At 35.3% G+C, this 15703-nt stretch carries 16 protein-coding genes; 14 read left to right on the top strand and 2 right to left on the bottom strand.

The genetic code is table 11. The annotated features are described in order from the left end of the window. The first annotated feature begins 6 nt into the window (after positions 1-6). The 10 genes from ACM55H_RS10120 to ACM55H_RS10075 all read left to right on the top strand — a co-directional run bounded on the left by ACM55H_RS10120 (position 7) and on the right by ACM55H_RS10075 (position 10365). Complete coding sequence (locus tag ACM55H_RS10120) at positions 7-825, top strand: glycosyltransferase (protein WP_416836391.1); 819 nt, start codon at positions 7-9, stop codon at positions 823-825. Continuing rightward, entirely contained in the window at positions 826-1719 is an 894-nt protein-coding gene (locus ACM55H_RS10115) for an NAD-dependent epimerase/dehydratase family protein (protein ID WP_416836390.1), read from the top strand. A gap of 10 nt (positions 1720-1729) precedes the next feature. Next, complete coding sequence (gene rfbC, locus ACM55H_RS10110) at positions 1730-2281, top strand: dTDP-4-dehydrorhamnose 3,5-epimerase (protein ID WP_416836389.1); 552 nt, start codon at positions 1730-1732, stop codon at positions 2279-2281. A 1-nt stretch (position 2282) separates the two neighbouring features. After that, positions 2283-3155 (top strand): dTDP-4-dehydrorhamnose reductase, encoded by an 873-nt coding sequence (gene rfbD, locus ACM55H_RS10105; RefSeq protein ID WP_416836388.1) that lies wholly within the window; start codon positions 2283-2285, stop codon positions 3153-3155. Positions 3156-3363: 208 nt separating this feature from the next. After that, complete coding sequence (gene rfbB / locus ACM55H_RS10100; RefSeq protein ID WP_416836387.1) at positions 3364-4413, top strand: dTDP-glucose 4,6-dehydratase; 1050 nt, start codon at positions 3364-3366, stop codon at positions 4411-4413. Between the two features lie 24 nt (positions 4414-4437). Then, the gene (locus tag ACM55H_RS10095; protein WP_416836386.1) at positions 4438-4836 is read left to right on the top strand and encodes a GxxExxY protein; all 399 of its coding nucleotides are present in this window, start codon (positions 4438-4440) and stop codon (positions 4834-4836) included. 20 nt (positions 4837-4856) lie between these two features. Continuing rightward, a complete protein-coding gene (gene rfbA / locus ACM55H_RS10090) occupies positions 4857-5726 on the top strand; it encodes a glucose-1-phosphate thymidylyltransferase RfbA (protein ID WP_416836385.1) in 870 nt (289 codons plus the stop codon). A gap of 91 nt (positions 5727-5817) precedes the next feature. Beyond that, positions 5818-6771: an MraY family glycosyltransferase gene (locus ACM55H_RS10085; protein ID WP_416836384.1), complete on the top strand. Its 954-nt coding sequence runs from the start codon at positions 5818-5820 to the stop codon at positions 6769-6771. A gap of 317 nt (positions 6772-7088) precedes the next feature. Then, a complete protein-coding gene (locus ACM55H_RS10080) occupies positions 7089-8228 on the top strand; it encodes a DegT/DnrJ/EryC1/StrS family aminotransferase (RefSeq protein WP_416836383.1) in 1140 nt (379 codons plus the stop codon). Between the two features lie 169 nt (positions 8229-8397). Beyond that, entirely contained in the window at positions 8398-10365 is a 1968-nt protein-coding gene (locus ACM55H_RS10075) for a polysaccharide biosynthesis protein (RefSeq protein WP_416836382.1), read from the top strand. 476 nt (positions 10366-10841) lie between these two features. Here ACM55H_RS10075 and ACM55H_RS10070 read toward each other — a convergent pair whose 3' ends face one another. Both ACM55H_RS10070 and ACM55H_RS10065 read right to left on the bottom strand, forming a co-directional pair. Continuing rightward, positions 10842-11582, bottom strand: coding sequence for a tyrosine-protein phosphatase (locus tag ACM55H_RS10070; RefSeq protein ID WP_416836381.1), 741 nt, complete (start codon positions 11580-11582; stop codon positions 10842-10844). Positions 11583-11679: 97 nt separating this feature from the next. Next, a complete protein-coding gene (locus ACM55H_RS10065; protein WP_416836380.1) occupies positions 11680-12438 on the bottom strand; it encodes a hypothetical protein in 759 nt (252 codons plus the stop codon). Between the two features lie 580 nt (positions 12439-13018). Here ACM55H_RS10065 and ACM55H_RS10060 point away from each other — a divergent pair. From ACM55H_RS10060 to ACM55H_RS10045, 4 genes are read left to right on the top strand one after another with little or no spacing between them, the layout of a single operon-like run. Further along, a complete protein-coding gene (locus ACM55H_RS10060; protein ID WP_416836379.1) occupies positions 13019-13774 on the top strand; it encodes a hypothetical protein in 756 nt (251 codons plus the stop codon). Between the two features lies 1 nt (position 13775). Further along, positions 13776-14171: a DUF5675 family protein gene (locus ACM55H_RS10055; protein ID WP_416836520.1), complete on the top strand. Its 396-nt coding sequence runs from the start codon at positions 13776-13778 to the stop codon at positions 14169-14171. Positions 14172-14182: 11 nt separating this feature from the next. Beyond that, positions 14183-14419, top strand: a complete 237-nt coding sequence (locus tag ACM55H_RS10050; RefSeq protein WP_416836378.1) for a hypothetical protein — start codon at positions 14183-14185, stop codon at positions 14417-14419. Beyond that, positions 14409-14585 (top strand): hypothetical protein, encoded by a 177-nt coding sequence (locus ACM55H_RS10045; protein WP_416836377.1) that lies wholly within the window; start codon positions 14409-14411, stop codon positions 14583-14585. Before ACM55H_RS10050 ends, ACM55H_RS10045 begins: the two co-directional genes overlap by 11 nt. Positions 14586-15703 lie beyond the last annotated feature (1118 nt).

Raw genomic sequence — 15703 nt, 5'->3', positions numbered from 1 at the left:
GATTAGATGAACATAAAAATTACTTCCTGTATCGTTTTATACAGAAACGATATTACAATGTTGCAAAATGCAATAAAATCTATCCTTAAAACAGGACGAATGGACAAACTTTTTTTGTTAGATAATTCCCCCACAGATGAGTTAAAGATATTAGCTACGGATTCAAGAATAGAATATATTCATAATCCTGCGAATCCAGGATTTGGAGCTTCCCATAATTTGGCTATTCAAAAAGCAATGACTTTGGATTCAAAATATCATTTTATTGTTAATCCAGATATTTATTTTGAAGGTGATGTGGTTACGCCAATGGTTGATTATATGGCAAATGATATAACAATTGGAATGATGATGCCTCAGATTTTGAATGAAGACGGAACGATTCAGAATTTACCTAAACTTTTGCCGAATCCGTTTAGTATATTGAAAAGGAAAATTAAAAAACCGGTAAGAGCGTATCAGAAATTCATCAATGAGTATGAGTTGAGAAAGGTGCCGAAAGATATAATTTACAATGCTCCTGTCCTTTCAGGGTGTTTTACTTTACTGAACTTAGATGCGATAAAAAAGGTAGGAATGTATGATGATTCTTTTTTTATGTATTTTGAAGACTGGGATTTGTCGAGAAGAATGCATCAACAGTACAAAACTATTTACTTTCCAAAAGTTTCGGTAGTACACGAATATGAATCGGGAGCTAATATAAATAAAAAATTATTCAAAATATTTGTAAACTCTGCAATAACCTACTTTAATAAATGGGGTTGGTTTTTTGACTCTGAAAGAAAGAAAGTAAATATGGAGGCTTTATCACAATTCAAGTAAATGAAAATCACCATTACAGGAGCGACAGGATTTGTGGGCACGAATCTTCAAAACTATTTAAAGACTTCTCATGAATTAAATTCCATGAGTGTTCGTTATGAACCCAATCAACGATTTGAGATAAAAGACGATGCTATTATTCATCTATCCGGTAAAGCGCATGACTTGAAAAAAGTTTCCAATCCTCAGGATTATTACGAAGCTAATTTTGAATTGACAAAGCAATTGTTTGATACTTTCTTAATATCGGAGGCATCAGTTTTTATATTTATGAGTACAGTAAAAGCAGTGGCAGATGAAGTAAAAGGGATCTTGAACGAAGATGAAATTCCTAATCCAAAAACTCATTATGGAATTGCAAAACATCAGGCAGAGCAATACATCTTAAATAAAAAATTATCAGAGAGAAAACGAGTTTACATCTTAAGACCGTGTATGATTCACGGGCCAGGAAATAAAGGGAATCTGAATTTATTGTACCAGTTGGTTTCAAAAGGATTGCCTTGGCCATTGGGTTCTTTTGATAATGAACGGTCCTTTTTAAGTATTGAAAATCTTTGTTTTGTTGTTAAGGAATTATTAGAAAATACTTCAATACCTTCAGGAGTATATCAAGTTTCGGATGATGATTCTTTGTCAACTAATCAATTAATTCAATTGTTAGGGAATAGTTTAAATAAAAAGAACAAGATTTTAAATATTTCATCCTCTTGGATTAAAGGAGTAGCAAAACTTGGAGATTATTTGCATTTGCCACTCAATTCAGAACGTTTGCAAAAACTGACCGAGAATTATGTGGTAAGTAATCAGAAAATTGTTGCGGCTATCGGTAAGCCTTTGCCCATACAATCAAAAGAAGGTTTGTTGAAAACATTTCAATCATTTAAAAAATAATAATTACAATATGACTATTGAAAAAACATTTATACAGGATTTAGTAATCATTACTCCCAGAGTTTTTGAAGACTCAAGAGGGTATTTTTTCGAAGCCTACAATCAAGCCAAATTTCATGAAAATGGAATTGAATATACCTTTATACAAGACAATCAGTCTTTCTCTAAACGTGGGGTGATTCGCGGATTGCATTTGCAAATTAATCCTTTTGCGCAAGCTAAATTGGTACGGGTCTTGGAAGGAGAAATTCTTGATGTGGCTGTAGATTTACGTAAAAACTCCCCTACTTATGGGCAGCATTTCAGTGTTGTTTTAAGTGCCGAAAATAAAAAACAATTAATGGTTCCTCACGGATTTGCACATGGTTTTTCGGTTTTGAGTGAAACAGCTTCGGTACTTTATAAAGTAGATCAATTGTATCACAAAGAAAGCGAAAGAGGGATTCGTTACGATGATCCTACTTTGGCTATTGATTGGCAAGTGAATCCTGATGAAGTAATTGTTTCTGAAAAGGATTTGATATTGCCAAATTTTGACCAAATTGATTGGACTTTTGAATAATATGAAAAAAATATTAGTAACAGGAGCAACTGGGCAATTGGGTTCGGAATTGAAGATGTTGTCCAATAATTATCCTCAATTTGAATGGATATTGGCGGATAGAACGCAAGTTTCGTTGGATAATTTGTCCGTGTTGAGAAATCAATTAGAGGTGATTCATCCGGATTTTATATTAAATTGTGGCGCTTATACTGCCGTTGATAAAGCAGAAACAGAACATGAATTAGCGGATGTTATTAATCATTTGGCAGTTGGGATTATTGCCCAATATGCTAAAGATCATTCTGTAAAACTAATTCATATTTCTACCGATTATGTTTTTGACGGTACCTCATCTGTTGCATTAACAGAGGAAGCCTTAACGGAACCTGTTAATGTTTACGGTGCCAGTAAAAGGGCAGGTGAATTAGCTTGTTTAAAAGCAAATTCGGATGCTATTATCATTAGAACCTCCTGGGTTTACAGCAGATTTGGAAACAATTTTGTAAAAACCATGCAGCGTTTGTTACAAGAACGCGATAGTATTGGAGTGGTCAACGATCAGATTGGATCCCCAACCTATGCTGCCGATTTAGCTCAGACCATGATGGACATTGTAACAGCCCAAGAGTGGATTCCTGGAATCTATAACTATTCGAATGAAGGTGAAATCAGCTGGTATGAATTTGTTTTGGCTATTCAGGAAATTGGCGGCTATACTTGTGAAGTGAGTGGTATTCCCTCATCAGCTTATCCTACGCCTGCAAGACGCCCTGCCTATTCTTTATTGGATAAAAGTAAAATTAAAAAAGCCTATGGGATTAGTGTCCCTGATTATACCGAAAGTTTAAAAAAATGTTTAAATGATATAATTTTCGATTTACATCGTCTCTAAAGGATGAAATTAAAAAAGGGAACATACAATTTTCGGTTTTCCCCGCCCCTAAAGGGAGCCGAAAATCGAGAACTTCTATTTTATACAAAATAAGCGTCTTTTGTAATTTATTTTTTGCCCCCTTCAGGATTTTGGGGTAAACAAAAAATGAATTTCGGGAAGTTTTGTTACTAAATAAAATAAATCGAATCTAAAAATATATAATAAAATGAAAAAAATATTAATCACAGGTGGTGCCGGTTTTATTGGGTCTCACGTAGTACGACTTTTTGTTAAGAAATATCCTCAGTATCAAATTTTTAATTTGGATGCGCTGACTTATGCCGGGAATCTCGAGAATATTGTTGATATAGAAAAAGAACCAAATTATACTTTTATAAAAGGAGATATCGTTGATGCCTCATTTATCGACCAGTTATTTGCTGAACATCAATTTGAGGGTGTTTTACATCTAGCTGCGGAATCCCATGTGGATCGTTCTATCACGGATCCATTATCTTTTGTGAAGACAAATGTTATTGGAACAATGAATTTATTGAATGCTGCGAAGGCTACTTGGCAAGGAAATTATGAAGGGAAGCGCTTTTACCACATTAGTACCGATGAGGTTTATGGTAGTTTAGGTGCCGAAGGATTATTTACCGAAACCACTGCTTATGATCCTAATTCTCCCTATTCAGCTTCTAAAGCCAGCTCGGATCATTTTGTCAGAGCGTATGGTGAAACGTATGGTTTGCCTTATGTACTGACCAATTGTTCCAATAATTACGGACCATTTCATTTTCCTGAAAAATTGATTCCTTTATTTATCAATAATATCATTCAAAACAAGCCTTTGCCTGTTTATGGTGATGGTAAATATACCCGTGATTGGCTTTTTGTAGAAGACCATGCCGTAGCGATTGATTTGGTTTTTCATGAAGGGAAGAATCATGACACTTATAATATTGGCGGTTTTAATGAATGGCAAAATATCGATTTGGTTAAATTGCTTTGCAAAATAATGGATGAGAAATTAGGAAGAGCTGCTGGAGCATCAGAGCAATTAATTGCATATGTAAAAGACCGTCCCGGGCATGATTTACGCTATGCCATTGATGCCACTAAGATAAATAAAGAGTTGGGATGGAAACCTTCAGTTACTTTTGAGCAAGGATTAGAAAGAACAGTAAATTGGTATTTGGAAAATCAAACCTGGTTGAATAATATCACTTCTGGGGAATATGCTATGTATTATGAGAAACAGTACGCAAATTAACTCGAATTAATCCGAATTTCACTAATGGATGCAACCAATAAAATACTTTACAAAGAAGAAAGCTTTGCTATAATTGGCGCTTGTATGAAAGTGCATCGGACATTAGGAGCAGGATTCTTGGAGGCAGTTTACGAGGAAGCATTGGAAAAAGAATTTCACATTCAGAAAATTCCTTTTAAGAGGCAAGTAAAGTTGTCTTTGTATTACGATAATCAGCTTATGAAAAAACAATATAGAGCAGATTTTGTTTGCTATGATACTATTATTATCGAAATAAAAGCAGTGTCGCAAATATCTGTAACATTTTATTTGCAGTTGACGAATTATTTAAAATGTACAAAAATGGAATTGGGTATGTTGATTAATTTCGGCACACCTTCATTAACTTATAAAAGAATGATTAATTTGAAAAATTCGAATTAATTCGTAAAATTAGTACAATTATGAAAGGAATTATATTAGCCGGAGGTTCCGGAACCCGTTTGCATCCGTTAACGTTAGCGATGAGTAAACAAATGATGCCGGTTTATGATAAGCCTATGATTTATTATCCGTTATCTACTTTGATGATGGCAGGTATAAGCGAAATATTAATTATTTCTACCCCGCATGATTTACCTAATTTCAAGAAATTATTAGGTGATGGCTCTTCTATTGGCTGTAAATTCAGTTATGCGGAACAGGCTATCCCTAACGGATTAGCACAAGCTTTTGTTATAGGAGAGGAATTTATCGGAAAAGATAGTGTAGCACTGGTCTTGGGCGATAATATTTTCTTTGGATCCAATATGGATGAGTTGTTGCAATCCAATACCAATCCGGAAGGAGGGGTAGTATTTGCCTACCATGTTTCTGACCCTGAACGCTATGGTGTTGTTGAATTTGATGCTAATTTTAAAGCACTTTCGATAGAAGAAAAACCATTGGAACCCAAATCGAATTATGCCGTTCCCGGGTTGTATTTTTACGATAATTCAGTCGTAGAAATCGCCAAAAATATTAAGCCAAGTGCTCGGGGGGAATATGAAATCACCGATGTAAATAAAGTATATTTAGAAAAAGGGGCTTTGAAAGTGGGGATTTTAAGCAGAGGAACCGCTTGGTTAGACACCGGAACTTTTAATAGCTTAATGCAAGCCGGACAATTTGTTCAGGTAATTGAAGAACGTCAAGGGTTGAAAGTAGGTTGCATCGAAGAAATTGCCTGGAGACAAGGTTTCATTACTGAACAACAATTGAAAGATCTGGCTGAACCTTTGAAAAAATCGGGTTACGGCGAGTATCTTTTGGGATTGCTGAAGCATAAGTTGTAAGTGTTCAGTAATCAGGTTTCAGTAATCAGTGATTTGTAATTAGATTTCAGACCGCATTAATCAGATAACAGCTCTAGACATAGTTTAAAACATGGTATATATTGCATTACTTATTTTATTGGTTGGTATTGAGCTTTTTTATTTTAAAATAGCGGATAAATACAATATTATCGATAAGCCCAACATCAGATCTTCCCATACTTCTGTTACTTTAAGAGGTGGTGGGATTATTTTTCCAATAGCGATTAGTATTGCTTTTTTCTTGGGATACGTTTCTTGGTCTGTAACGCTTGCTGTGGTATTGGTTGCCGTGGTTAGTTTTATTGACGATATTAAACCTTTGTCTCAGTTACCGCGATTTGTTTCACATGTTCTTGCCGTAGGTTTGGTTTTTTATGATTTACACTTGTTTTATGAACCTTTATGGGTGCTTCCTATTGTATTTGTATTACTGATAGGTTGGGTTAATGCCTTTAATTTCATGGACGGTATTAATGGTATAACCGTTTTGTATGCATTAACGGCTATAATTAGTTTTTCTTTTTTACCGACTAATGAAGCCAGTTTGCCATTATTAATTACAATGGGATTATCTTGTTTTGTTTTTGGACTATTTAATGTTCAAAAAAAGGCTAAAACTTTTGCCGGTGATGTGGGCAGTATTAGCATGGCATTATTTTTAGGCTATTTCATGATAAAAACGATTATTGATTCGGGACAATTAGGGTATATTTTATTCTTTTCTGTTTATGGGATTGATGCCATTATCACCATCGTTAATAGATTACTTAAAAAAGAAAATATTTTTCAACCACACCGCTCCCATTTGTATCAATATTTAGCCAATGAAATGGGGTATTCCCATATTTTAGTAGCCTTTATTTATGCGGTATTTCAGTTGGTAATCAATGCATTGGTTGTTTATATGGATACTAAGGGTTATCTCACTTTGTTTTTTACGGGTGCGTTTTTATTAATACTGACTCTTATTTATCTCTTTGTTCGGAAGCGTGTCATTCGTAAAATGATTCTGAAAAATTCTTAGTTAGTGATTGTCATAAAATCGAGAAGTATTGTTTTTACAAATAGTTCTCGATACAATTTTAAACATTAAAGCTATCGTATTAATGCTTAAAATCACTACCATTGACTTTTTTATTAAAATACGGTTTATAACCACCCCACCCTTTGGGCACCCCTCCAAAGGAGGGGAATTATTAACCTCTTTCTTAAAACGTCATTTTTATATTGCTTTTTTTGTAAATAAATTATGCCTCGAACTGACGAAAATTATCATCAAAAATTCATTACACCCAACGGGTAGTATTACTATAATTTCTGTGTTTTTTTAATTTTTAGAAGATGCGTAAAAACAGAATTTGGCTTTCATCACCCCATATGGGAGGCAGTGAGCAGCGTTACATACAAGAAGCCTTTGATTCTAATTGGATTGCTCCCGTTGGGACTAATATAGCTAATTTTGAGCAGGATTTAGAAACTTATTTGGGTTCCGGTCATGTGGCTGCTTTAAATTCAGGGACTGCTGCCATTCATTTGGGATTAATTCTCTTGGGCGTTCAGGCGGGTGATACAGTCATTTGCCAGAGTATGACTTTTGCTGCTTCAGCCAATCCTATTCTGTATCAAGGGGCAACTCCTATTTTCATTGATAGTGAGCCGGAAACCTGGAATTTATGTCCCATTGCTTTGGAAGAAGCTATTATTACAAGTATTGGTAATGGAAAAAAGCCAAAAGCGATACTAACAGTCCATTTATATGGCGTTCCCTATAAAATTGATGAAGTACGAATAATTGCCGACAAATATTCGATTCCTATTCTTGAAGACAGTGCTGAAGCATTGGGAAGCAGTTATAAAGGACAAAAATGTGGCACTTTTGGCGATGTAGGTGTTTTCTCTTTTAATGGGAGTAAGATTATCACCACATCCGGTGGCGGAGCAATCGTTACAAATTCGAAAAAATTAAAAGACAGGGCTATTTTTTTAGCTACGCAAGCCAAAGATAATGCCCCTTATTATCAGCATAGCGAAATAGGCTACAATTATAGAATGAGTAATATTTGTGCCGGTATTGGCAGGGGACAAATGGAAGTTTTGGAGAATCATATTGTTTTGAGAAGGAAGATGCATGCGTTTTATATTGCATTATTCAAGGATATTGAAGGAGTTACTATTTTTACGGTTCTGAATTCAAATTATTTTTCGAATTATTGGTTGAGCACTATTCTAATCAATCCTTTGGAAACGAATGGAATTACCAGTGAGGATTTAAGATTGGCATTTGCAGAAGAAAATATTGAATCCAGGCCTTTGTGGAAACCGATGCATTTGCAGCCTATTTTTCATAACTATCCTTATTATGGTGCTACAATTGCCGAAACTCTTTTCAATACGGGACTTTGTTTGCCATCCAGTTCTAATCTAACCCAGGAAGATTGTGACGCTATTAAATCGGTTGTTTTAAAATTATTTAAAAAATAAAAATGACCAGAACTAAATGAAATATAAATTCTTACAAAATTAGATTAGCGGAATTTTCATGTTTTATTATGGTTATAATTGAATTGGTTTGATTAGTTTTCTTTTTTCAAATTATTTAATAGTATTTTTGTTTAACTGAAAAGCTATAATCTTATAAAAAATATAAATTTTGAGTACTACTAAAAACTCTGGTTCCACGTCGGTAAACTCTAATTTTTTTTCAAGAGAAAACTTGAAATTCAGCATTCATAACTTGAGCTATCTTCCCAGATGGATTATTGTTATGATGGATTTTTCCGTTTTAGTTTTATCGTTTTTTTTTACTATTCTAATATTCAAAGGGACTGGATTAGATTATATTGTAACGCCACACACTTTTCGGTTTATAGCTGGGTTTTTTGGAGTTAATATTTTCTTTTTTTGGTTGTTTAGAACTTATTCCGGAATTATCAGGCATTCCTCGTATATTGATGCAGTAAAGCTTTTGTTTTCGCAAATGGCGGTGCTTATCATATTTCTTTTTTTTAATTTTTCTTATGAGTTGCTGTATGGACAGAAGGCTTTTTTAAATACGGCTATTTTTATCAATATCGTCCTCTCTTTTTGTGGGCTATTTTTATACCGTGTTATCATAAAACAGACTTTTGAACTTTATTTTTCAGATCAAGGAACAAATAAATTAATACGAACCATTATTTATGGGACTGATGCCAATGCCATATCAGTTGCGAATGCTTTAAAATTTGAAACTCCGTCCCGTTTTAAAATTGTTGGGTTTGTAGATAAAAATAACCAAAACGCCACCAAACGGATGTTGGATTTACCGATTTTGGTTAAAAAGAAAAAATTACCGCCATTAATGCGTTCTGTTAATGCACAGGCCGTTATTATAGCAGATAAGAGTTTGTCTAAAGAGGAACAATTAATTATTGTTGATCAATGTTTAGAATTCAACTATACTGTATACACGGTCCCTTTGATTTCGGATTGGGAAAATCAAAAAGAGATTTCGCAAAAAGTAAAAAGCATCCAAATTGAAGATTTGTTAGAAAGAAAGCCTATTGTTTTGGATAGCAAATTAATCTCTAAGCAATTAAAAGATAAGACAATATTGATTACCGGTGCAGCAGGATCTATTGGCAGCGAAATTGTACGTCAGGTATTGATTTTTAATCCAAAAACAGTAATTATTTTGGATCAAGCTGAAACGCCTTTGCATCATATGTGTTTAGAAATGAAAAGTTTAGGTTCGGATTCTGCGATATATACCGTCATTGCCGATGTAAGAAATAAAGAAGCCATGAATAATGTTTTTAGGTTGCATCAACCTCAAGTTGTTTTTCATGCCGCAGCTTATAAACACGTGCCCTTAATGGAAGAAAATCCTTCTCAGGCCATTTTGACCAATATAGAAGGGACTAAAAATCTTGCCGATCTTTCCTGTTTTTATAATGTGAAAAAATTTGTGATGGTATCTACTGACAAGGCTGTGAACCCAAGTAATGTAATGGGAGCCAGTAAGCGAATCGCTGAAAAATATGTTCAGTCGTTACAATTTAAAAATACGAATACCATAACGAAAAATACCACAAAGTTTATTACCACTCGTTTTGGAAATGTTTTAGGTTCCAATGGATCAGTAGTGCCTTTGTTTACCAAACAAATTGCTAAAGGTGGTCCTGTTACGATTACACACCCTGATATTATTAGGTATTTTATGACCATACCCGAAGCATGTCAACTGGTTTTAGAAGCCGGAGCTATGGGTAATGGTGGAGAGATTTATATTTTTGATATGGGAAAACCCGTTAAAATTATTGATTTGGCTAAAAAGATGATTAAGTTGGCCGGATTTATCCCAGATAGAGAAATTAAAATAGAGATTGTAGGATTAAGACCAGGAGAAAAATTATATGAAGAGCTGCTTAACGATACTTCAAAAACGTTACCTACCCATCACGAAAAAATAATGATTGCAGAAGAAGTTTTAGATGAGTTTGAAGTCTTAAATACGGATATTAATGAGCTTATAGGTATTGCCAATAACTTTGATAATGATGCTATCGTATCTAAAATGAAAAAAATAGTACCGGAGTTTAAAAGTATGAATTCTGCATTTGAGTTGTTAGATAAGTAACAATTTCTTCTATAACGGTTTGCTCAAAAAAAGCTTATAAAGAACTATTCTTTGTAAGCTTTTTTAGTTTAAAATAGTGCTCAATTTGAACTTATTCTAATGGTGAAGGTATAGTTTGTACAACGGTTCTCGATACAATTTTATAAAAACGCTGTCGCTACTTTATAAAATCACTACCATTGACGTTTTTATTAAAATACGATTTATAACCACCCCACCCTTCGGGCACCCCTCCAAAGGAGGGGAATTATTAACCTCTTTCTTAAAACGTCATTTTATATTGCTTTTTTTGGAAAAAATTAAGTCTCGAACTGACGTGATGGTTGTTTCTTGGAAGTTTTTGGTTTTACAACGGTTCTCGATACAATTTTATAAAAACGCTATCGCTACTTTATAAAATCACTCGAACTGACCCTTCGATAAAAACTCAGGGCAGGCTATTGCTGTTTTGAGAAGTTTTATTTCTAAAAAACGAATTATTCAAACTTGAAAAACTGATTGTTGGCAATTATTTCTTTTAGTGGTGCTGTATCTTTTATCTTTATTTTTTGGTTAAAAGAAGCAATGTGGCTGTCATGATGTACATCAGAACCCACATAATTATACATTCCTTTTTGTAGCAGTTGCTCTGCTATTTTAGTGATTTCAGTACCATAATAACCAACAACTGCCAATAAGTTTAACTGAAATAAACAACCTGCTCTTTTTAGTTTTACGTATTCATTAAAATTGTTATGGTAGAATAAATAGCGCTCTGGATGTGCTAATACCGGAATATATCCTGCTACCTGTAAGTCAAACAGTATCGAATACAATTGGATTGGCGCATTGATGTATGACATTTCGACCAATACATAATTGTCTTTCAACGTCAATAAATCGTGAGATTGAAAAAGACGTACAAATTGATCGTCCATCAAGTATTCAGCAGCAGCTTTAAAAGGAACAGTGATTTCCTGTTCTTTTAGTTTGGATGTTGTTGTTTTGGCATTGGATAGAATCTGTTCATGCGTATTCTCCCAAACGTGCTGAATAATATGTGGAGTAGTAATAAACGCTGTAACTCCAAATCCTTGAAGCGCTTTGGTTAGTCTTAAAGTATCCTCAAAAACTCGGGCACCATCATCAATACCCGGCAAGAGATGCGAGTGAATATCGATATGATTGTCCGGAATTAGATCCTTAAGTACGGGGTTTGATTTGAATAGTGAAAACATTTTACAAAGGTAGAAAAAAGTATTCAGATTGCAGATTGCAGTGTTCAAGTTTCAGATTTCAGTAATCCGATTTCAGGATGCGCTTTCGATTTGGCAGTTAGGGGGTGTAACAGGCAATTATGGTTGTGGTGTTGTTTTTCCGGTGTAGGAGTTTGTGTTTTTTTCGTTCTTGTTTTGCAAAGCCAATGAATAGGAATGTGAGATAGAGCTGGTTTCCTATAGGTTTATCATTTTTCAGCGTTATGGTTTGTTGTTTGGATTCTTTATCCAATATTATTTCGTTGCTATAACAAGTATTGAAGGTGTCGTTTTCGAAATCCCAATTGGTAGTGGCTGATGCCAAATGAACATGGGTAGCTTCTTCTGGCCAGTCCAAATGTTCTTTAGCTATGAAATCAGGTATTGATACCGCTTGATTGTCCTGATTGTATTGCTCCTTTATTTTAAGAATTTGGTTCAGGGGTCTTAGCTTATTGCTTTCAAAAGACAATAAGTATTCCTTGCCATCACTGGTTTTTAGTCCTTCTGTCAGTGTTCTTTTTCCCTGTGGTTGGGTTGTGTCTTCTTGGAGAATTTCGTAAAGGAGTTTGTTTGCCCTACCAGCAAAACTTCCGTCTTTTGCCAGTTCATTGAAACGAACTACCAGTTGACGAAATGTTGCTGATTTTTTTGAACAGTGCCCGAATTCTTGTCCCTGATCTCGTATCCTGTCGAAAATAGGATTGCTTTTAAACTCTTTGGCAGTTATGCCTGTTTTTCCTTTCGAGCGTGCATAATTGTTGCCGTCTGCTGTTACCACAAAGTTAATGTCGTCTATGGTTCCTTTGATTAAGAAGGGTGCTACTACTTTTGCCATATTTTTTTCGTTTTTCGTTGCTCCGTGATTCGAATTTCGATCGCCCTAAAGTCATTATTTGAACTGCTTGTTGAACAGGTGTTGCTATCTTAGAAAAGTACATCAGCCGTTTTTAATTGCTTAAAACGCTATCCGATTATACAACGTAAAACATGTTCCATTTGAAGCCCCGAATAGTCACAGAACTCCTCTATTGAGAGTAGTTGATGTGGTTCTTTATTCAAGTTGATTTTGATCTTATGCAGATACAACCTTGCTTGTCTGTATGTTTTACCGGTAATACGTTGTACATCTTTTGGATAAATACATACCCTGATGTTACTTGCAATCACATTTTTTATTTTTAATACGTTGTCAAAATCTATCGACTTTTTTGTTGTTTGTAAAGTTATGAAAATTAATTACTTATGAATTGACTAAAACAGGTAATTGTAGGCGTTTTAGTACCATTATTGACATCTGCTTTTTGAAAAGTGATTTAATTGATTGAACCTTTGTTGAAATCATTCCCGATTTAGTTGCAACGAATATTCAGGATGAACGAGTAGTAAAATTATTTTCAAACTTAAATTTTAGTGATATGGCAAGACAGAAAGGCATAATTAAATTGAAAGGTACTATCGGAGATATTACCTTTTACAAAACTAAAGATGGCCATTTGGCACGTGAAAAAGGCGGCATTGACGCCAGCAGAATTGCAAACGACCCTGCGTTCCAGAGAACCCGTGAAAATGGTTCTGAATTTGGCAGAGCAGGTAAGGCGGGAAAAACTTTGAGAACTGCATTGCGGACTTTACTTTTGAATTCTGCCGACAGTAGAATGGTGAGCCGACTCACTCAAGCTATGGTCAAAGTAATTCAAGCGGATTTAACCAACGAGAGAGGTTTACGTAATGTAATTGATGGTGAGGCAGAGTTGCTTGTGGGATTCGAGTTCAATATCGGTGGAAAACTGGGCACTACTTTATTTGTGCCGTTCGTTGGAGGAATTGATCGAGTTAGTGGTGCTATCACTGTTGATTTGGATTCCTTTATACCTGCTAATATGATTGCAGCTCCAAGAGGAACAACCCATTTCAAAATTATATCGGCCGGGGCTGAAATTGATTTTGAAGCAGAAGTTTTTGTTACTGCCACTTCAGAAACTGCCATTCTTCCTTGGGATATGGTTCCGACTGTTGCTATCACTCATTCGAATGCGGTAACTCCTAACAGTACAAAACCTTTGTTTTTAGCTCTTGGCGTTGAATTTTATCAAGAGGTAAATGGTAGGATGTATCCATTGAAAAATGGCTCCTATAATCCATTGGCATTGGTACAAGTTAGTGGACTTTAAGGTGGTTCTAGTATTGTCCAGAACTTATTTCCCTGAGGGAACTAACGGAAAACTTGCTTGTGATGGCGAGTTGATTTGTTGTACCATTGAATTGCCGTGGAGAGAAAATGAAAAGCGGGTCTCCTGTATTCCGGAAGGCTACTATTTATTGCGAAAGCGATACAGTCGGAAATTTCAATGGCATATTGAAGTGGTTGCTGTAAAAAACAGAAGTTCTATTTTGTTGCATCCTGCTAATAATGCCATGAAGGAATTGAAGGGTTGTATTGCTCCTGTAACGCAACTTTCCGGGGTTGGTTTAGGTTTGCAATCGCGACAGGCTTTTGCGAAAGTGAAAAATTTGGTTTATGAAGCTTTGGAGCAATCTTCAATAGTTTCATTAATTGTTCAATCTTAAAATTTATACTTATGAATATTGTAAAAAGAGCAAAAGCTCGAATTCCTAAATTTTTTAAAGTGCTGCGAAATATCGGATTGGCATTGGCTGCCGTTGGAGGTGTTATTTTGACTGCGCCCATTGCCCTGCCAGTAGTCATCGGTTCGGTCGGAGGGTATTTGGCGGTTGTCGGAGGTGTACTATCGGCAGTAAGCCAGCTTACTACGATCTATGAGGAAAATCCTTATCGAGTAGAGGATGACTACTAGTAATCCTGCCCTGATGGGTACCGCAGGAGGCACTTTTTTGAGTGTTTTACCGAATTTGCATTCGGAAGATGTTTTGAGAACTGTTTTATTGGCCGGTATTGGTGCGATTGTCAGTTTTGGAATATCAATGGCGCTCAAATTTATAATTAAGAAGTACCAAAAATAGTTTGGCTTCGGTTATAGTAACCTAAAGTTAAACAAAGTTAAAGCCCAAACCGAAAGGAATGGGCTTTTTCCGTTTTTCGATTTGGTTTGAGATGACACTCTTTGGATGAGCTATCAGTTATGGGTTTTGTTTTTTCTGTTTTTATCAATTTTTAAGAACCAGTGGGGTTATTTTATCATCTTCTAATAATTTATTAGTTGGTGAATCTTTGATTTCAGAAAGCTAGTCTGTAGTAGTGAGATAGTTTTTTGTTGATGAAGAACATTTTTTCTTTTGTCTTGATGCAAAAGAAACAAAAAATATTCATGGTTTATTATTGTTTTTTGGTATTCATGAATCTTCGATTTCAAGCCTAAATATTTTTATCCCAAAAATCATCGGACACATTTTCCTATCGCGACCCCAGTCGCTCGTGTTGAGCACTCAACTCCGGGGTCACTCCCTGCTGCCAACGCTAAAATCCTTACCGTGATTTGCTGTATGACATCAGGGTAAGTGGAGAACATTATTGTAGGTGTACCGTTGCCAGTACTTTTTTATTGATCAAAAAGATTCTTTTCTTTTGTCTTGATACAAAAGAAACAAAAAATCAAGCCTGAATATTTTTATCCCAAAAATCATTGGACGTATTTTCCTATCGCGACCCCAGCCGTTCGTGCTACGCACTCAACTCCGGGGTCACTCCCTGCTGCCAACGCTAAAATCCTTACCGTGATTTTTTGGTATAAAAATATAAGGGCGACCAGAGGACGATGATTAAGAGTTTTTTATCTTTTGTCTTGATTACTCACGAGTTAATAATTTATTGGAGTTCGTGAATCTTTGATTTCAAAAGAAACAAAAAACTGTTGGTATTGCTATTCTTTTATTTGAAGACAATCTTTACTTTTTTCCTTGATGAAAAAAGTAACAAAAAAATCAAGCCTGAAAATAAAAAGCTAGAAAACTACCTTGAAGTTCCGCTCCGCGCCCCGAGCCCCGAGCCGTTCGTCCTGCGGACTCAACTTGCGGAGCACTGCCGTTTCACTTCTTCGTTGTTTTCATATGCTTTTTATTTAAGGGCGGTCGTGGGTTTGTCATCTCGACGAAGGAGAGACCACACACGAAGCTATATGATT

The sequence above is a fragment of the Flavobacterium cryoconiti genome (assembly GCF_048158645.1).
Taxonomy (GTDB): Bacteria; Bacteroidota; Bacteroidia; order Flavobacteriales; family Flavobacteriaceae; genus Flavobacterium; species Flavobacterium cryoconiti.
This window is presented reverse-complemented; position numbering and strand designations above follow the sequence as displayed.